Genomic DNA, 19454 nt, shown 5'->3' with positions numbered 1-19454 from the left:
CGCGTCTCCGCGGGAAGATCGGGGTCGGTAGGAATGCAACACGGAAAGTACCGTTTCATCGTGGGGTTCCTGGCGGCCCCCCTCGCGCTCTACGTGCTGTTCGTCATCTGGCCGTTCATCCAGTCCATCTACTACTCGTTCACGGACTGGACCGGACTGAGTCCCGAATTCGGGATGGTCGGATTCGACAACTACAGCAGGATGCTGGACGACGAGGTCTTCTGGAAATCGCTCCAGCACAGTCTGACCTTCGCGGTGGTGCTGCCCCTGGTGACCGTGGGGCTCGCGCTTTTCTTCGCCTTCATGCTCAATGTCGGCGGTCGGCGCCGCAGGGGCGCGGCGATCGCGGGTGTGCGCGGGTCCTCTTTCTACAAGATCGTCTATTTCTTCCCGCAGGTGCTGTCGATCGCGATCGTCGCGCTGCTCTTCCAGTTCGCGTACAACCCGAACAGCGGAGCCATCAATTCCGTGTTGAAGGGCATCGGTCTCGACAGCGTCCAGCCGGACTGGCTCGGAGATCCGGACCTCGCCCTCATCTGCGTGATGGTCGTCCTCGTCTGGTCCACGGTCGGATTCTTCGTCGTCCTCTTCTCGGCCGGCATGGCCTCCATTCCGAGGGACTTCTACGAGGCGGCCCTGCTCGACGGCGCGAACCGCTTCACCACGTTCTTCAAGATCACCATGCCGCTGCTCTGGGACACCGTGCAGTCCGGCTGGATCTACATGGGCATCCTCGCGCTCGGCGCGGAATCCTTCGCCGTCGTCCAGATCATGACCGTCGGCCCCAACGGCGGCGGACCCGACTTCTCCACCATCGTCCTTCCGCTGTACGTGTACCAGAAGGCGTTCCGGGACGGTCAGGCCGCCTACGCAACGACCATCGGTGTCGCGCTCCTCATCGTCACGCTGGCCTTCGCGGCCGTCGTGATGAAGGTGGGCCGGCGCGAGCGGCTGGAGTTCTGATGAAGACGACCGACACTGCCACCACCGGCGTCGAGACCCCCGGCTCCCCGGCCGGCCCGGGCCCCACGGTCACCAAGACGACGGCGCCCGCCCCGCGCAGGACCGCCAGGGCCGAGGGCGCGACCCTCAACGTCTTCTCGCACGGCGTCCTGATCGTCTGGGCGATCATGGTCGTCATGCCGCTGCTCTGGGCGGTCATGACCTCCTTCAAGACCGACAAGGCGATCTTCACCTCCCCCTGGTCGCTGCCCGACAAGCTGCACTTCGAGAACTGGTCGCGCGCCTGGACCGAGGCGCACATGAGCGACTACTTCCTGAACACCCTCCTGGTGGTGGGCGGCTCGCTCCTCGGCACGCTCCTCCTCGGCTCGATGGCGGCCTACGTCCTGGCCCGCTTCGACTTCCCGGGAAACCGCTTCATCTACTTCCTCTTCATCGGAGGGATGAGCTTCCCGGTCATCCTGGCGCTCGTGCCGCTCTTCTACGTGCTCCAGAACATGGCCCTGCTCAACACGCTGCACGGCCTGATCCTGGTCTACATCGCGTACTCGCTGCCGTTCACCGTCTTCTTCCTCACGGCCTTCTTCCGCACCCTGCCGACCTCGGTGGCGGAGGCGGCCTTCGTGGACGGCGCCTCGCACACCCGGACCTTCTTCCAGGTGATGCTGCCGATGGCCAAGCCCGGCCTCATCAGCGTCGGCATCTTCAACTTCCTCGGCCAGTGGAACCAGTACCTGCTGCCGACGGTGCTCAACACCGAGCCGGAGAAGAAGGTGCTCTCGCAGGGCCTCGTCCAGCTGGCCGTCAGCCAGGGCTACAAGGGCGACTGGTCCGGCCTCTTCGCCGGCCTGGTGATGGCGATGCTCCCGGTCCTCGCGGCGTACATCGTCTTCCAGCGGCAGGTGGTGGCCGGCCTCACCGCCGGCGCCGTGAAGTAACCCCGCCACCGCGTTCTCCGGGGCCCCCGGCGCATCCGCGCCGGGGGCCCCGCGCGTCGTGTGACGCTCACCGTCCGACACTCAAGGTCTTGACGGGGACCAAGCCGAAAGAGTCCCCTTAGAGTTCACATGTTGGAGAAAACGGTGGGAGTGAGTGAGTCGATGGAGACTCCTGGGTCGCAGACGTCTCTGCACAGGGCCAATCTCGAACGGGTCGTCCGGGCGGTGCGCATGGCCGGCTCGCTCACCCAAGCGGAGATCGCCCGGACGACGGGCCTCTCCGCCGCCACGGTCTCCAACATCGTGCGGGAGCTGAAGGACGGCGGCACCGTCGAGGTCACGCCGACGTCCGCAGGGGGCCGCCGGGCCCGCAGCGTCTCGCTCTCCGGCGACGCAGGCATCGTGATCGGCGTGGACTTCGGCCACACCCACCTGCGGGTCGCCGTCGGCAACCTCGCCCACCAGGTGCTCGCCGAGGAGGCCGAGCCGCTCGACGTGGACGGCTCCGCCGCCGAGGGCTTCGACCGCGCCGAGCAGCTGGTCAAGCGGCTGATCCGGGCCACCGGCATCGGCCCCGACAAGGTGATCGGCGTCGGCCTCGGCGTGCCCGGTCCGATCGACGTGTCCTCCGGGACCCTCGGCTCGACCTCGATCCTGCCGGGCTGGAGCGGCATCAACCCCGCCGAGGAGCTCTCCGGCCGGCTCGGCGTCCCCGTGCACGTCGACAACGACGCCAACCTCGGCGCGCTCGGCGAGCTCGTCTGGGGCAGCGGCCGGGGCGTCAAGGACCTGGCCTACATCAAGGTGGCCAGCGGCGTCGGCGCCGGACTCGTCATCGACGGGCGGGTCTACCGGGGGCCCGGCGGCACCGCCGGGGAGATCGGGCACATCACCCTGGACGAGTCGGGCCCGGTCTGCCGCTGCGGCAACCGCGGCTGCCTGGAGACCTTCACCGCCGCGCGCTACGTCCTGCCGTTGCTCCAGCCGAGCCACGGCCCCGATCTGACCATGGAGCGGGTCGTCCAGCTGGCCCGGGAGGGCGACCCCGGCTGCCGCCGGGTGATCGCCGACGTCGGACGGCACATCGGCAGCGGCATCGCCAACCTCTGCAACCTCCTCAACCCCAGCCGGGTGGTGCTCGGCGGCGACCTCGCCGAGGCCGGTGAGCTGGTCCTCGCGCCCATCAGGGACTCCGTCTCGCGGTACGCGATCCCCAGTGCCGCCCGGCAGCTCTCGCTGGCCCAGGGGGCCCTCGGCGGCCGCGCCGAGGTGCTCGGCGCCCTCGCCCTCGTACTGAGCGAAATGGGCGATTCGACCCTGTTGGGGAGTGCGTTGCCCGCGGCCGCTCCGTCCTCCCGCCTTGCCTTCACTTAGATAACGAACACCGTCGTTGTCATCTCGTTAAGGATTTACTTCTTGACGGCGACGTTACGGCCGAGTTGACTTCGGGACACCTCGGCCGCACCGTCGCGGCCTCGTCAGGGAGGCAACCCCACATGAACGCAGTGACGCGTCGTGCCGTCATAGCCACGGCCGCGGTCTCGATGGCCCTCTCGCTCGCCGCCTGCGGCCAGGCCGGTGGCGGCGACAGCGGCGACAAGGGCAGCTCGACCAAGATCGGTCTGCTCCTGCCGGAGAACAAGACCTCGCGTTACGAGGCCCTGGACAAGCCCCAGTTCGAGAAGGCCGTCAAGGCCGCCTGCTCGGACTGCGAGATCGTCTACAACAACGCGGTCTCCGACGTCGTGAAGCAGAAGCAGCAGTTCGACCAGCTGATCGCCGACGGCGTGAAGGTCATCGCCCTCGACCCGGTCGACGCCGCCAAGGCCGAGGGCTGGGTCAAGGACGCGAAGGCCAAGGGCGTCAAGGTCGTCGCGTACGACCGCGCCGTCCCGGGCGCCGACGCCTACGTCAGCCACGACAACAACAAGGTCGGCGAGCTCCAGGGCCAGGCCCTGCTGACCGCGCTCGGCGCGAAGGCCGCCACCGCCAACGTCGTGATGATCAACGGCGACGAGAAGGACCCGAACGCCGCCCTGTTCAAGAAGGGCGCCCACACCGCCCTCGACGGCAAGGTCGGCAAGATCGCCTACGAGGCCTCCGGCGAGTGGGACCCGAAGGTCGCGGGCGAGAAGATGTCCGCCGCGATCTCCTCGGTGGGCAAGGACAAGATCGGCGCCGTCTACTCCGCGAACGACGGCATGGCCGGCGGCATCATCACCTCCCTCGAGAACGCCGGCGTCAAGGGCATCCCGGTGGGCGGCCAGGACGCCGAGGTCGCGGGCATCCAGCGCATCATCGCCGGCTCCCAGACCTTCACCATCTACAAGTCGCCGCTCCAGCTGGCCCCCGAGGCCGCCAAGTTCGCGGTGAACCTGCTCAAGGGCAAGGACCTCGGCGCCCAGGGCAAGACGGACGGCGTGCCCTCCACCCTCTTCGCCCCGGTCGTGGTCGACAAGACCAACATCCAGTCCACGGTCGTCAAGGACGGCATCTACAAGGCCGCGGACCTCTGCACGGCGGACCTCGCCGCCAAGTGCACCGAGCTGGGCATCAAGTAACCCCGCCCGACCCGGCCGGGCCCCGCGTGGGCCCGGCCGGCCCGGATCCCGGCGTGAGCCGCCCCGAAGCGGGCGCCGCGCGGCCCCGAGTACAGAGGGTGAAGACCCCCGGTAACAAGGCCGGCGCACGACGCCCGGATCCGCCCCCAGCCCGTCCGGCCCCCGGCCGACCCAGACCCCGCTGTCGGTCCGGGGGCCGGACGAGCTCAGCCCCCTCGTACTTTGGCGCTGCACCGGCGGCGCGACATGCCGCCGCCCGCGGGCGGCGAAGGAGTTGGTTCACGTGTCCCAGACGCCCGTGCTGGCGTTGCGCGGGATCTTCAAGCGATTCGGAGCGGTCCAGGTCCTCTCCGGTGTCGATCTCGAAGTCCACGCAGGAGAGGTCGTCGCGCTCGTCGGCGACAACGGAGCGGGAAAGTCCACGCTGGTCAAGACGATCGCCGGCGTGCACCCCATCGACGAGGGCGTCATCGAGTGGGAGGGCGAGCGCGTCGAGATCCAGCGCCCGCACGACTCCCAGAACCTCGGTGTCGCGACCGTCTACCAGGACCTCGCGCTCTGCGACAACCTCGACGTCGTCGCCAACCTGTTCCTCGGCCGCGAGATCAAGAAGGGCGGCGTCCTCGACGAGGTCGCCATGGAGAAGCGGGCCAAGGACCTGCTCTCCACGCTCTCCATCCGCATCCCCAGCGTCCGCATCCCCGTCGCCGCCCTCTCCGGCGGCCAGCGGCAGGTCGTGGCCATCGCCCGCGCCCTGGTCGGCGACCCGAAGATCGTGATCCTGGACGAGCCCACCGCCGCGCTCGGCGTCGAGCAGACCGCGCAGGTCCTCGACCTGGTCGAGCGGCTGCGCGAGCAGGGCCTCGGCGTCATCCTCATCAGCCACAACATGGCCGACGTCAAGGCCGTCGCCGACACCGTGGCCGTGCTGCGCCTCGGCCGCAACAACGGCACCTTCCCGGTGGCCACCACCACGCACGAAGAGATCATCGCCGCGATCACCGGAGCCACGGACAACGCCGTGACCCGCCGCCAGGCCCGCAACGCGGAGGTAGCGAAGTGAGCACGACCCCCAGCACCTCCGAGGACACCGTGCCGGAGCCGCGCGCGGGCGAGGAGGCGGCCCCGGCCGCCGCCGCGGTCCCCGCCGTCGACCCCCGCCTCCTCGTCCGCGAGCAGGGCTTCAAGGGCTACGTCGACGAGTTCAAGCGCAAGATCCGCTCGGGCGAGATCGGCTCGCTGCCCGTCGTCGTCGGCCTGATCGTCATCGGCATCGTCTTCCAGGCCCTCACCGGCAACTTCATCACCTCGTACAACCTCGACCAGATCACGCTGTACGCGGTCGGCCCCGGCATCATGGCCGTCGGCATCGTCTTCGTCCTGCTGCTCGGCGAGATCGACCTCGCCGTCGGCTCCGTGGCGGGTCTGGCCGGCTCGGTCTGGGGCGTCCTCGGCACCGACATGCCCGACGGCCTCGCCATCCTCCTCGGCATCCTGTCCGGCACCCTGATCGGCGCCTTCCACGGCCTGGTCTTCGCCAAGATCGGCGTGCCCGCCTTCGTCGTCACCCTCGCCGGCTTCCTCGGCTGGGCCGGTCTGCAGACCTGGGTGATGGGCGACCGGTCGACCATCCCCACCCCGATCGGCAGCTTCGTCGGCGACCTCACCAAGTACTACTTCTCCGACGTCGCCGCCGCCTACGGCCTCGCCGTGGTCGTCGTCGCCGCCTTCTACCTCGCCCAGCTGCGCGACTCCCGCCGTCGCAAGACCGCCGAGCTGCCGCACCGCCCGCAGAGCGAGATCATCCTGCGCACCGCCGTCCTCGCGGTCCTGGTCCTCGTCGCCGCGTACGGCTTCAACCAGGAGCAGGGCCTGCCGCTCTCCCTGGTGATCTTCCTGGTGATCCTGCTCGTCACCGACTTCGTCCTGCGCCGCACCACGTACGGCCGCCAGGTCTTCGCGGTCGGCGGCGGCATCGAGGCCGCCCGCCGCGCGGGCATCAACGTCTCGTGGATCCGGATCTCGGTCTTCATGATCTCCGGCACGATGGGCGCCATCGGCGGTCTCTTCCTCGCCTCCGCGACGGGCGGCGCCGACCGCTCCCTCGGCGGCGGCAACCAGCTGATGATGTGCATCGCGGCCGCGGTCATCGGCGGCACGTCCCTGTTCGGCGGACGCGGCAAGGTCTGGTCGGCGCTCCTGGGCATCCTGGTCATCCAGTCGATCGTCCAGGGCCTCAACCAGATGAACCTGTCCTCGAACGCGATCCAGTACATGATCACCGGAGCGGTCCTGCTCATCGCCGTGATCATCGACTCGGTCTCCCGCCGCACGCAGAAGACGGCCGGCCGCGCGTAACACCCGTCACAGCAGCCCGGCACCGGGAAACCGGTGCCGGGCTGACGCGCGTCCGGAGCAGTACACGCGCGCGTACAGAGCCGTACAGATCAGCGGCTTGTCGGCCGTGAGGGTGACGCCTCACCCCCCGGCCCGATGCCCACGATCCAAGACGGAACATTAGACTCGACAAATCGGCAAGCTCGACCAGCTCAAAGCAAGGAGGAACGGGTGGCTCTGCTGACCCGTATCAGGGGACCGCGAGATCTGGACCGGCTCTCCCCGGAACAGCTGGACCAGCTGGCCGACGAGATCAGGACGTTCCTCGTGGACGCCGTCTCCAAGACCGGCGGGCACCTCGGCCCCAACCTCGGTGTGGTCGAGCTGACCATCGCCCTGCACCGGGTGTTCGACTCCCCGAAGGACAAGGTCCTCTGGGACACCGGCCACCAGAGCTACGTCCACAAGCTCCTCACCGGACGCCAGGACTTCTCGAAGCTCAAGATGAAGGGCGGCCTCTCCGGCTACCCCTCGCAGGCCGAGTCCGAGCACGACGTCATCGAGAACTCGCACGCCTCCACCGTCCTCGGCTGGGCCGACGGCCTGGCCAAGGCGAACGAGGTCCTGAAGAAGGACGACCACGTCGTCGCGGTCATCGGCGACGGCGCCCTCACCGGCGGCATGGCCTGGGAGGCGCTGAACAACATCGCCGCCGCCAAGGACCGCCCGCTCGTCATCGTCGTCAACGACAACGAGCGCTCCTACGCGCCCACCATCGGCGGCCTCGCCAACCACCTGGCCACCCTGCGCACCACCGATGGCTACGAGCGCTTCCTCGCCCGCGGCAAGGACATCCTGGAGCGCACCCCGGTCGTCGGGAAGCCGCTCTACGAGACCCTGCACGGGGCCAAGAAGGGCCTCAAGGACTTCATCGCCCCGCAGGGCATGTTCGAGGACCTCGGCCTCAAGTACGTCGGCCCCATCGACGGCCACGACATCGAGGCCCTGGAGTCCGCCCTCACGCGCGCCAAGCGCTTCGGCGGCCCCGTGATCGTCCACTGCCTCACCGAGAAGGGCCGCGGCTACCAGCCCGCCCTCCAGGACGAGGCCGACCGCTTCCACGCCGTCGGCAAGATCCACCCCGACACCGGCCTGCCCATCGCCTCCTCCGGCGCCGACTGGACCTCGGTCTTCGGCGAGGAGATGGTGGCGCTCGGCAAGGAGCGCGAGGACATCGTCGCCATCACCGCGGCCATGCTCCAGCCCGTCGGCCTCGACAAGTTCGCCAAGGCCTTCCCCGAGCGGGTCTTCGACGTCGGCATCGCCGAGCAGCACGGCGCGGTCTCCGCGGCCGGCCTCGCCACCGGCGGCCTCCACCCGGTCTTCGCGGTCTACGCGACCTTCCTCAACCGCGCCTTCGACCAGGTCCTGATGGACGTGGCCCTGCACAAGTGCGGCGTCACCTTCGTCCTGGACCGGGCCGGCGTCACCGGCACCGACGGCGCCTCGCACAACGGCATGTGGGACATGTCGATCCTCCAGGTCGTGCCCGGTCTGCGGCTCGCCGCCCCGCGCGACGCCGACCAGGTCCGCGCCCAGCTGCGCGAGGCCGTCGAGGTCACCGACGCCCCGACCGTGGTGCGCTTCTCCAAGGGCGCGGTCGGCCCGGCCGTCCCCGCCGTGCGCCGCGTCGGCGGCATGGACGTGCTCCGCGAGGCCGACAGCGAGCGGCCGGACGTCCTCCTGGTCTCCGTGGGCGCCCTCGCGCCGATGTGCCTGGAGATCGCCGACCTGCTCGACAAGCAGGGCATCTCCACCACCGTCGTCGACCCCCGCTGGGTCAAGCCGGTCGACGAGGCCCTCGCCCCGCTGGCCGAGCGCCACCGGGTCGTCGTCACCGTCGAGGACAACAGCCGCGTCGGCGGTGTCGGCTCCGCCGTCGCCCAGGCGCTGCGCGACGCCGGTGTGGACGTACCGCTGCGTGACTTCGGCATCCCGCCGCGCTTCCTCGACCACGCCTCCCGCGGCGAGGTCCTGGCCGAGATCGGGCTGACCGCCCCGGACATCGCGCGCCAGGTCACCGGTCTGGTCTCGCGGCTCGACGGCCGCTTCGAGAGCAGCGCCAAGGCCGTGGAGCCCGCCCGCGACTGACGGATCGGCATCACCCGGCGTCACCTTTGGGCCGGTCGGCTCACTCTTCGGAGTGCCGACCGGCCCTTTCGCGTGCATTCTGGCCACAGGGCGGGCAGCCCCATGGCAGGGAGGTGCACGTGAGTACGGACCAGCAGCCACGCGCCAATACCGGAGTGCTCCGGACCAAGACGGTCGAGCAGTCGATCCGCGACACGGAGGAGCCGGAGCACGCGCTCCGGAAGTCCCTGTCGGCCTGGGACCTGACGGTGTTCGGCGTCGGCGTCATCATCGGCACCGGCATCTTCGTCCTCACCGGCAAGGTCGCCAAGGAGAACGCCGGACCAGCCACCGCCCTCGCCTTCGTCGCCGCCGGCATCGTCTGCGCCCTCGCCGCCCTGTGCTACGCCGAGTTCGCCTCGACGGTGCCGGTGGCGGGATCGGCGTACACCTTCGCGTACGCCTCGATCGGCGAGCTGCCCGCCTGGATCATCGGCTGGGACCTGGTCCTGGAGTTCGCCCTCGGCACGGCGGTGGTCGCCGTCGGCTGGTCCGGGTACGTCAGATCCCTGATGGACAACATCGGCTGGCACCTGCCGGCCTCGCTCGAAGGCCCGGACGTCGGGGGCGGCACCTTCGACATCCTGGCGTTCCTGCTCGTCCTCGTGCTGACCGTCGTCCTCGTCCTGGGCATGAAGCTCTCCGCCCGGATCACCGCGGTCGTCGTCGCGATCAAGGTGACCGTGGTGATGATCGTGATCATCGCCGGCCTGTTCTTCATCGTCGGCGACAACTACAAGCCCTTCATCCCGAAGGCCGTCACCCCCGAGGGCGGCGGCGACAACTGGAACTCCCCGCTGGTCCAGACGATCTTCGGCTACGCGCCGACGAACTTCGGCGTCATGGGCATCTTCACCGCCGCCTCCGTCGTCTTCTTCGCCTTCATCGGCTTCGACGTGGTGGCCACCGCCGCCGAGGAGACCAAGCTGCCGCAGCGGGACATGCCCCGGGGCATCCTCGGCTCGCTCTTCATCTGCACCGTGCTGTACGTGGCCGTGGCCCTCGTCGTCACCGGCATGCAGCACTACACCGAGCTGTCCGTGAGCGCCCCGCTCGCCGATGCCTTCAAGGCGGCGGGACACCCGTTCTACGCGGGCGTGATCAGCTTCGGCGCCGCCGTCGGCCTCACCACCGTCTGTCTGATCCTGCTGCTCGGCCAGACCCGCGTCTTCTTCGCGATGAGCCGCGACGGTCTGCTGCCGCGCTTCTTCTCCGTCACGCACCCCCGGTTCAGGACCCCGTACCGGCCGACCATCCTGCTGGGTGTGATCATCGCGATCGTCGCCGGCTTCACCAGCATCAACGAACTGGCGACCCTGGTGAACATCGGCACCCTCTTCGCCTTCGTCGTCGTCGCCGTCGGCGTCATGGTGCTCCGCCGCACCCGCCCCGACCTGCCGCGCGCCTTCCGCACCCCCTGGGTGCCCGTGCTGCCGATCCTCTCCATCGCCGCCTCGTTCTGGCTGATGCTCAACCTGCCGGGCGAGACCTGGTTCCGGTTCGCCGTCTGGATGGTGATCGGCTTCTTCGTGTACTTCCTGTACGGACGCAGTCACAGCCGGCTCGGCCGGGAGGGCCGGAGCGCCCAGTACTGAGCGGGCCGGGGCAGTGGGGCCCCGGGCGCGGCGGAGACCGTCCGGGAGGGCGACTAAAGTCGGCTCGTACCCGAACTCCTCCCGACGACCGGAGTGCTGGATCCCCCCATGGCGAATCGATCCCACGCCCCCACCGACCATCCTCACGGCCCCGCCGCCCCCGTGCTCCAGGGCGGCTGGCTGACCAGAGGGGAGGAGGGCCGGTTCAGCGCCTACCTGCCCCGGGACGGCGAGGTGGTGCGCTGGACCGAGGAGCCCGGCGGCGGCTGGAGCGGCCCCGTCTCCCTCGGCGGCGACGGCCTGACCCCCTTCCTCGCCGTCGGCCAGGGCGCCGACCGCTACGTCCACCTCGTCGGCCTGCGGCCGACGGGCGGGGACGAGGACCACGTCGAGCTGGTGCACGCCGTCCAGTTCCAGACGGGCCGTCCCGCGGCCGCCTGGCGGCCCCTGGGGCACTCGAACGGCAAGGGCCCCTGGACCGGCAACCCCGCCGTCGCCGTGGACGCCCAGGGCCGCGTCTACGCCTTCGTGCGGAACGGCGGCGGCGGCCTCAGCGTCCGCGCCCAGAAGGACGCGGGCGGTTGGCACCCCTGGTGGGACCTGAAGGGCTCCAGGACCGACCCCTCGCCGGTCGCCCTCACCAACGGCTCCGGCCTCGTCGAGCTGTACAGCTCGCACGCCACGGGCCTCGTCCGCTACGTACAGCGCGAAGCCGGGGCGAAGCCGCTCCGCGAGGAGATACTGCCCGCCTCGGTGACCATGGGCACCCTCGCGGCCGTCACCGGCCCCTCCGGGCACGCGACGCTCTTCTACCTCGACCAGGAGGGCCGGGTCATGGCCTGGTCGCCGGAGCGCTCCCTGCAGCCGACGCCGCTGGGCAAGGCCGTCGGCACCGGCCGGCTGTCCGCCGCCCGCTGTCTCATCGACGGCTTCGACTGCACGGTCCTCGCCCAGCAGTCCGAGGACGGCCGGCTCGCCCTCGCCGCCTACCCCAGCGAGCAGGAGGCGGAGGGCCTGAACTGGTCGGAGACCGGGGAGCGGCACGGGAACCTGGACGCCGTCCTCACCCGGGGCCTCGACGGCGGTCTGGTCGTGATGACCGTCGCCGACGGGCGCACGCCGGTCACCGCCCGTCAGAAGGCGGGAGCCGAGGGGCTGCTGCTCGAAGGCTGGCGCTCCATAGGGTGAGCCCGCCCCTCCGACGGACGGCGGACGGCCCCGGCACCTGGGAAGGTGCCGGGGCCGTCCGTCATGCGCCCTGAGGTGTTACGCCGGGACGCTCGCCACGCCCTGCGCCAGGAAACGCTTGCCGTTGACGCGCTCGGAGACGCCCTCACGGTCCAGGTACGGCGTGATGCCGCCCAGGTGGAAGGGCCAGCCCGCACCGGTGATCAGGCAGAGGTCGATGTCCTGCGCCTCGGCGACGACACCCTCCTCCAGCATGAGGCCGATCTCCTGCGCCACCGCGTCGAGGACGCGGTCGCGGACCTGCTCCTCCGTCAGGACGACGTCGCCCTGCTTCAGGAGCGCGGCGACCTCGGGGTCGAGCTCCGGCTTGAAGCCGTTCTCCGGCTTGTAGACGTAGAAGCCGCGCTTGCCGGCCTCGACGACGGCCTTCAGGTTGGGGGAGACCGTGAAGCGCTCCGGGAAGGCGCGGTTCAGGGTCTCGGAGACGTGCAGACCGATGGCCGGGCCGACGAGCTCCAGGAGGACCAGCGGGGACATCGGCAGGCCGAGCGGCTCGACCGCCTTCTCCGCCGTCTCGACGGAGGTGCCCTCGTCGATGACGTTCTGGATCTCGCCCATGAAGCGGGTCAGGATGCGGTTCACGACGAACGCCGGGGCGTCCTTGGTGAGGACCGCGGTCTTCTTCAGCTTCTTGGCGACGCCGAAGGCGGTGGCCAGGGAGGCGTCGTCGGTCTGCTCGCCCTTGACGATCTCCAGGAGCGGGAGGACCGCGACGGGGTTGAAGAAGTGGAAGCCGACCACGCGCTCCGGGTGCTGGAGCTTGGACGCCATCTCGGAGACCGACAGCGAGGAGGTGTTGGTGGCGAGGATCGCGTGCGCCGGAGCGACGGCCTCGACCTCCGCGAACACCTTCTGCTTGACGGACATCTCCTCGAACACGGCCTCGATGATGAAGTCCGCGTCCGCGAAGCCCTCGGCCTTGTCCAGGACACCGGAGACCAGGCCCTTGAGGCGGTTGGCCTTGTCCTGGTTGATGCGGCCCTTGCCGAGCAGCTTGTCGATCTCGCCGTGGACGTAGCCCACGCCCTTGTCGACGCGCTCCTGGTCGATGTCGGTCAGGACGACCGGCACCTCGAGGCGGCGCAGGAAGAGCAGGGCGAGCTGGGAGGCCATCAGACCGGCGCCGACGACACCGACCTTGGTGACCGGGCGGGCCAGGGACTTGTCCGGGGCACCGGCCGGGCGCTTGCCGCGCTTCTGCACCAGGTTGAAGGCGTAGATGCCGGAGCGGAGCTCGCCGCCCATGATCAGGTCCGCGAGGGCCTGGTCCTCGGCGTCGAAGCCCTTCTGCAGGTCGCCGTCCTTGGCGGCCTCGATGATGTCGAGGGCGCGGTAGGCGGCCGGGGCGGCGCCGTGCACCTTGGAGTCGGCGATGGCGCGGCCCTTGGCGACGGCCTGGTCCCAGGCCTCGCCGCGGTCGACCTCGGGACGGTCCACGGTGACGTCGCCCTTGAGGACCGAGGCGGTCCAGATCAGCGACTGCTCCAGGAAGTCGGCGCCCTCGAAGAGGGCGTCGGCGATGCCGAGCTCGAAGACCTGCTTGCCCTTGAGCTGGCGGTTCTGGTTGAGCGAGTTCTCGATGATGACCGAGACGGCCTTCTCGGCACCGATCAGGTTCGGCAGGATGGCGCAGCCGCCCCAGCCGGGCACCAGGCCGAGGAAGACCTCGGGCAGCGAGAAGGCCGGCAGGGCCTTCGACACGGTGCGGTAGGTGCAGTGCAGACCGACCTCGACGCCGCCGCCCATGGCCGCGCCGTTGTAGTACGCGAAGGTCGGCACGGCGAGCGCGGACAGACGCTTGAAGACGTCGTGGCCGCCCTTGCCGATGGCGAGCGCCTCGTCGTGCTTCTTGAGCAGCTCGACGCCCTTGAGGTCGGCGCCGACGGCGAAGATGAACGGCTTGCCGGTGATGCCGACGCCGACGATCTCACCGTTCGCGGCCTCGGCCTCGACCTGGTCGATCGCCGCGTTCAGGTTGGCGAGGGACTGCGGGCCGAAGGTGGTCGGCTTGGTGTGGTCGAAGCCGTTGTCCAGCGTGATCAGCGCGAACCGGCCCGCACCCGTGGGCAGTTCGAAGTGCCGTACGTGGGCGCTGGTGACGACCTCGTCCGGGAAGAGCTCGGCGGCGCCCTTCAGAAGCTCGGCGGTGGTGCTCACTTGCCCTCCCAGTGGGGGTTTTCCCAGATGACCGTGGCGCCCATGCCGAAGCCGACGCACATCGTGTTGAGGCCGTAGCGGACCTCCGGGTGCTCCTCGAACTGGCGGGCCAGCTGCGTCATCAGACGGACGCCGGAGGAGGCGAGCGGGTGACCGTAGGCGATCGCGCCGCCGTACTGGTTCACGCGGGCGTCGTCGTCGGCGATGCCGTAGTGCTCCAGGAACGCGAGGACCTGGACCGCGAAGGCCTCGTTGATCTCGAAGAGGCCGATGTCCTCGATGGACAGACCGGCCTGCGCGAGGGCCTTCTCGGTCGCCGGGATCGGGCCGTAGCCCATGACCTCGGGCTCGACGCCGGCGAAGGCGTAGGAGACGAGGCGCATCTTGACCGGGAGGTCGTTCTCCCGGGCGAAGTCCTCGGAGGCGATGATCGAGGCGGTGGCGCCGTCGTTGAGACCGGCCGCGTTGCCCGCGGTGACGTTGCCGTGGACGCGGAACGGCGTCTTCAGGTTGGCCAGCGACTCCAGGGTGGTGCCCGGGCGCATCGGCTCGTCGGCGGTGACCAGGCCCCAGCCGGTCTCGCCGCCCGCGGGGTCGGTGCGGCGCACCGAGATCGGCACCAGGTCCTGCTGGATCTTGCCGTCGGCGTACGCCTTGGCGGCCTTCTCCTGCGAGCGCACGGCGTACTCGTCGGCGCGCTGCTTGGTGATGCTCGGGTAGCGGTCGTGCAGGTTCTCGGCGGTCATGCCCATGAAGAGGGCGGACTCGTCGACCAGCTTCTCGCTGACGAACCGCGGGTTCGGGTCGACGCCCTCGCCCATGGGGTGGCGGCCCATGTGCTCGACGCCACCGGCGATGACGGCGTCGTACGCGCCGAAGGCGATCGAACCGGCGACGCTCGTCACGGCCGTGAGGGCACCGGCGCACATGCGGTCGATGGAGTAGCCCGGCACCGACTGCGGCAGCCCGGCGAGGATGCCCGCCGTGCGGCCGAGGGTCAGGCCCTGGTCGCCGATCTGCGTGGTCGCGGCGATGGCGACCTCGTCGATCTTCGCGGGGTCGAGGCCCGGGTTGCGGCGCAGCAGCTCCCGGATGGCCTTCACGACGAGGTCGTCGGCGCGGGTCTCGTGGTAGATGCCCTTCGGGCCCGCCTTGCCGAACGGGGTGCGGACGCCGTCGACGAAGACGACGTCCCTGACGGTACGAGGCACGATGGCTCTCCTCCAGGGTGCGGGATGGCACTGCTGCTGCGGCCCACGCCTAAGCGTGCGCTTGCTTCCCCCCATGCTACTTGTGGGTAACCAAGCTGCCCACCCCCTGAGGGCCAAGCGGTGAAGGTCACACCCGGGGCCGGTCCCCGCCCTGCTCCCCGTCGGCCCGACTTCCCCGCCATACTTCCTCGATCCGGACGAACACGGCCAGCAGCGCGGCGTCCCGGACCAGCGGGCGCAGGAAGTCGACGTCGGAGGGGAGGAGCTGCCCCAGGGCCTCCGGACCGAGCGTACGCAGCAACGGCTCGGCGTGCTCCGAGAGCCACTCGGACCGCCCCAGCTCCCTGGCCATCCGCAGCGCGCCGACGACCGTCCCGGGATCGCGCGCCGGCCCTGGCCGCCGGGCCGACGTCCGTAGCGCGGCGTCGAGCAGCTGATCGCCGGAACGCCGCCCGGGCAGCGTCGCGTGCCACAGCCGAGTGCTTCCGGCCTCGCGCAACGCGGTCGTCAGGGCCCGGGCGGTGTCGGCGCCCCGGTGCTCCCGACGGCGCAGGTCCTCGCGTGTGAGCAGCAGGCCGAGAGACGACGCGATCCTCGCCCACTCCTCGGGCGGGACGTCCGCGCGCCAGGCCGCCGCCTCCGTACAGCTGAGCAGGGCCGCCCAAGTTCCCGCTGCCACGTCCGGTGTCGGACGCCCGGGGACCGGCGTGGTCAGGACCTTCAGAACGGTGAGGACGGTGGCGCCCGGCAGGCGGGGGGCGTCCTGAACGAGGTGGCGCGCGAGCAGGTCGGTCATCCGCGCGACGGTGACGTCCGGTAATCGGTGCAGCGCCGACGCCAGCTCCTCGTACGCGACGGAGCGGGCGTTCGGCCGCCCGTCGGCCCCGCAGACCAGGCTCAGCAGTGCGTGGGCCATGGACCGGGCCCGGCCGTCCGGGGCCGCGTGATACGTGTCGACGGTCCCGGGGAGCAGTTCCAGCAGGGGCAGGACCGCGTGCACCAGGTGCCCCGCCGCCGCGTCGCCGAGGAAGGCGATCCTCCGGACGGCCTCGTTCACCTCGACGCCGGGTTCCACCCGGAACGACCGCGGCCCGTGCCGCCACATGGACACCGTCCGGTCCGGCTCGTCGGGGCCCGTGCCGCCGTCGCCGCGCAGGGAAAGACGAAGATCACGGGGGACGACCTCGCCGTCGGCGAACCGCCCGCGCAGGACGAGGGCCCGGGAGAGAGCGTTCCACGACGACTCGCCGAGCTGCGACCGCCACAGGTGGGCACAGCGCCACCAACGTTCCACCGCGGCGTCCGCCGACAGAAAGGCGGACGCCGCGAGTCCCTCCTCTCCCGCGCACAGCACGGCGAGCAGGAGCAGGTTCGCGCCGTAGACGGCGTCGCGTTCCGTCCGGCTCTGCGGCAGCGGAAGGTAGGCAAGACCGGCACCGGTCCCGGAACCGTCGAGCACCCGCGCGAACAGGACGCGCAACGCTCCGATCAGGGACGTGCCGTGTTCGGCACCGCCCCGACGCAGCAGCTCCGCCGCGTTGCGCAGCACCTCGACGCGATCGGTGAGCGGGACGGCGGAGAGCAGGGCGCGCAGGCGATCGTCGTCCGGCTCCGTGGAGCCCGGGTCGGCGCTCCCCCTCTTCGCGTCTTCGGTGGACGCGACGACCCGGCCCAGTTCGCGGCAGACCACCCGGGCCACCAGGTACTCGCCGAAGGTGGCGTGCAGGAACTCGTAGGAGCGGATCTCCTCCTCGGCCGCCACCGCCTGTGACTCGTGCACGAAGAAGAAGCGGCCGAACAGCAGGGGCGAGCCGCGTTCGCCCGACAGCACCGCGAGATCACGTTCGGCGTCCTTCGCCATGATGCTCTGGCCCCGCCGGTTGAACATGCCCATCGCGACCGTCCCGAGGAGCAGTAGCTCCCTTTCGACCGTCGACTCCTCCTCGCCCGGTGGCATGGGGTCCTGTCGGCGGACGACCTCGCGACGTACGAATTCGCGCAGCAGCTGCTCGTACAGTTCGACGCGCCCCGTCTCGGCCCCACGCTCCCTGAGCAGGGGGCCGCCCGTCGTGTCGTACAGCGCGAGCATCAGCAGCAACAGGGGCTGCCTGGCCAGCTCGTGGTGGGACACCAGAGCGTCGCGGGTCAGGGGCCCGGTCCGGTGGCACAGGCCGGAGCGGTGGTTCGCCCGCCCCCAGACGGCCAGCCAGCGGTCGATCCGGGCGTCGTCGAAGGGTTCGAGGCGCAGCACCGTCGTCGCTGCCGGGGTGTGGACGCGGTCGGCCACCACCGTACGGCTCGTGACGATCACGACCGTCGGGCGGCCCCACTCGGCCTCCCGCTCCTGGAAAAGTTCGATGTCCCGGAGGTAGTTCCACTGGCGGCCGACGTCCAGGCGTTGGGCCCCTGCCTGGAGCAGCTCGTCGAAGCCGTCGAGCAGGACGACGCGCAGGACCCCGGACTCCGCGTCGACCGCGTCCGGCCAAGGGGTGCGCCGTCCAGTGGCACGGAGCAGCTCCGCCTCGATCTGCGCCTGGACATCGGCGTCGGCGGGAACGTGACGCAGCTCGACCCGGACGCAGAAGAACTCGTCCTCGGGGAGCCTGGCCGTGATCAACTTAGTGAGCAGGGACTTCCCGGAGCCGGGATGCCCGAGGACGAGCAGAGGGGCCCGCACGGCCCGGGCCGTCAGGAGATGGGTCGCGAGGAAGGAGCCGAGGTCGTCCCGGAGCGGCTGTCGTGCCCACCACTCGTCGCTCGCCAGATCACGGTCGACGGGATGCGGTGCGAGACGGAAGGACGGATCCACGTACGCCTCGGCGAGCGTGGGGAGGACGGCTCCGGCTCCCTCCAGCGATGCGATGGGCCCGCGCAGCCGCGCGGAATGCCGGGCGGGGGGCTTCCCGCCGTCGGCGAACTCGGTGAGCAGTTCGCCCAGACGGCCGAGACCGGCGCCCTCGTACGGCGGCTCGTCCTGCTCCTCCACCGGCGGGCTGGTCTCCGAGGTCAGCCGCAGCTCCGGGCAGGCCCAGGTCAGCGGGGCCATCAGCCGGTCGTAGTTCCGTGTGGCCTGCCGAGCCAGGGCCTCGGGGTCCTGGCCCGCGGCGTCGCCGGCCCCGTGCACGATCTCGCTCGCCGCCCGGTAGGACGCGGTGATCTCGTTCCGTAACTCCCGCGCGTCTCGGACCCGGGCGGAGCCGAGGTCGACCTGGTCCAGCTCGCCGATCACCTCGGTGGTGAGCTCCGTGGCTCCGGCCCCCCAGTCGGGGCCCGGGGCGATGCCGGAGGATCGGACCGCCTCGCAGAAGGCCGCGACGTGGACCACGACGTCCGCCGCGCAGAGCAGGGCGGTCCGGGCCGTTCCGCGGGCGGCACGGATCCGCCCGGGAAGGTCCTGGAGGAGCTCGCTCACGTCTTCCGGCGGGGCGGAGCCGCTGAGCGTGAGCGGCTCCAGGAGCCGTTGGGCGACTTCCCCGTCGGGGTCCCGGCCCGTCCACAGGACGCCGACCGCGTCCGCGAAGGTGAGCCTCTCGGCCTCCAGCAGGACCTGTGGGTCGACGGCCGGAGGAGGTACGGGCGGGAGGGGGCGGGACGTCTCGGCGGCGTGCTCGGTGACGTGCTCCAGCTCCGCATGTCGCAGCCGCCACCAGGCGGGGTCCACGGAGAGCCCCGGTGGGCGGTTCTCGGCGTGGTCCCTGCAGTACCGCACGATCTCCAGGACGAGGTCCAGCTTCGGCGGTGTGGTCCGCCGCCCCGAGAGCAGTTCCGAGATGGTCGAATCGGCGCGGCGCAGGGTCCGGGCGAGATCCGTCTGGGGGATGTCGCAGCCGTGGACGAGACGGCGCAGGGTCGCGCAGAAGTTGCCGACAGCGCTCGGCGCATCCATCGTCACGGCCCCCCGAAGTTCGTACGCCTTCGATCCCCGGCCGCTCAGCCTATGGCCTGACCTGGGGTGACGGCCCGGTGTTTCGGAGTTCTTCGGCGGACGGCCGCTGCGCCGCGTCGGCGCCGCAGAGTCGTGTCGTACCGCGGCAGAGTCGCGGCACGACGAGAGGAGTGCTCATGTCCGGATCCCCGTTCTCGCCGGTGGGGCTGATGCTGCTGTCCGTCCTCGTGATCATCATCGGGGTGGTCCTGCCGGCTGTGTGGTCGACGAGCCCCGCGCGGCGGCGGGCCGCGTCGTCCGTCCTCGCGCAGCTTCTGAAGGCAGCCCGTTCGCGCCGCTGACCGGGCGGCTTCGGAGCCGGTCGCACG

General features: G+C 70.6%; 13 protein-coding genes. 10 read left to right on the top strand and 3 right to left on the bottom strand.

The genetic code is table 11. The features are described 5' to 3' along the window. Positions 1–33: 33 nt before the first annotated feature. The 9 genes from BLW86_RS09040 (at position 34) to BLW86_RS09000 (ending at position 11772) form a co-directional block, all read left to right on the top strand. Positions 34–963, top strand: a complete 930-nt coding sequence (locus BLW86_RS09040; RefSeq protein WP_093873546.1) for a carbohydrate ABC transporter permease — start codon at positions 34–36, stop codon at positions 961–963. Further along, positions 963–1901 carry a carbohydrate ABC transporter permease gene (locus BLW86_RS09035; protein ID WP_093873545.1) on the top strand — a complete coding sequence of 313 codons (939 nt, stop codon included), beginning with the start codon at positions 963–965 and terminating at the stop codon, positions 1899–1901. The genes BLW86_RS09040 and BLW86_RS09035 overlap by 1 nt, the downstream gene beginning before the upstream one ends. A gap of 162 nt (positions 1902–2063) precedes the next feature. After that, on the top strand, positions 2064–3275 hold the full coding sequence (locus BLW86_RS09030; protein ID WP_093873544.1) for an ROK family transcriptional regulator: 1212 nt from the start codon (positions 2064–2066) through the stop codon (positions 3273–3275). Between the two features lie 122 nt (positions 3276–3397). Continuing rightward, entirely contained in the window at positions 3398–4462 is a 1065-nt protein-coding gene (locus BLW86_RS09025) for a sugar ABC transporter substrate-binding protein (RefSeq protein ID WP_093873543.1), read from the top strand. A 274-nt stretch (positions 4463–4736) separates the two neighbouring features. Next, positions 4737–5525: an ATP-binding cassette domain-containing protein gene (locus BLW86_RS09020; RefSeq protein WP_015037000.1), complete on the top strand. Its 789-nt coding sequence runs from the start codon at positions 4737–4739 to the stop codon at positions 5523–5525. Next, entirely contained in the window at positions 5522–6820 is a 1299-nt protein-coding gene (locus BLW86_RS09015; protein WP_093873542.1) for a sugar ABC transporter permease, read from the top strand. Before BLW86_RS09020 ends, BLW86_RS09015 begins: the two co-directional genes overlap by 4 nt. Before the next feature lie 210 nt (positions 6821–7030). After that, positions 7031–8950, top strand: a complete 1920-nt coding sequence (gene dxs, locus BLW86_RS09010) for a 1-deoxy-D-xylulose-5-phosphate synthase (RefSeq protein WP_093873541.1) — start codon at positions 7031–7033, stop codon at positions 8948–8950. Positions 8951–9069: 119 nt separating this feature from the next. Then, positions 9070–10584, top strand: a complete 1515-nt coding sequence (locus BLW86_RS09005; RefSeq protein WP_093873540.1) for an amino acid permease — start codon at positions 9070–9072, stop codon at positions 10582–10584. A 108-nt stretch (positions 10585–10692) separates the two neighbouring features. Then, positions 10693–11772 (top strand): PLL family lectin, encoded by a 1080-nt coding sequence (locus tag BLW86_RS09000; RefSeq protein ID WP_093873539.1) that lies wholly within the window; start codon positions 10693–10695, stop codon positions 11770–11772. Positions 11773–11850: 78 nt separating this feature from the next. On the opposite strand, the gene BLW86_RS08995 is transcribed toward BLW86_RS09000, so the two are convergent. From BLW86_RS08995 to BLW86_RS08985, 3 genes are all read right to left on the bottom strand, one after another. Continuing rightward, positions 11851–13989: a 3-hydroxyacyl-CoA dehydrogenase NAD-binding domain-containing protein gene (locus BLW86_RS08995; protein ID WP_093873538.1), complete on the bottom strand. Its 2139-nt coding sequence runs from the start codon at positions 13987–13989 to the stop codon at positions 11851–11853. Further along, on the bottom strand, positions 13986–15200 hold the full coding sequence (locus BLW86_RS08990) for a thiolase family protein (RefSeq protein WP_093873537.1): 1215 nt from the start codon (positions 15198–15200) through the stop codon (positions 13986–13988). The genes BLW86_RS08995 and BLW86_RS08990 overlap by 4 nt, the downstream gene beginning before the upstream one ends. 127 nt (positions 15201–15327) lie before the next feature. After that, on the bottom strand, positions 15328–19086 hold the full coding sequence (locus BLW86_RS08985) for an NACHT domain-containing protein (protein ID WP_143060240.1): 3759 nt from the start codon (positions 19084–19086) through the stop codon (positions 15328–15330). Positions 19087–19262: 176 nt separating this feature from the next. On the opposite strand from BLW86_RS08985, the gene BLW86_RS41955 reads away from it, so the two are divergent. Then, positions 19263–19427, top strand: a complete 165-nt coding sequence (locus BLW86_RS41955) for a hypothetical protein (RefSeq protein WP_177181479.1) — start codon at positions 19263–19265, stop codon at positions 19425–19427. Positions 19428–19454: the final 27 nt, after the last annotated feature.

This window comes from Streptomyces sp. TLI_105, from assembly GCF_900105415.1.
Lineage (GTDB): Bacteria > Actinomycetota > Actinomycetes > Streptomycetales > Streptomycetaceae > Streptomyces.
This window is presented reverse-complemented; position numbering and strand designations above follow the sequence as displayed.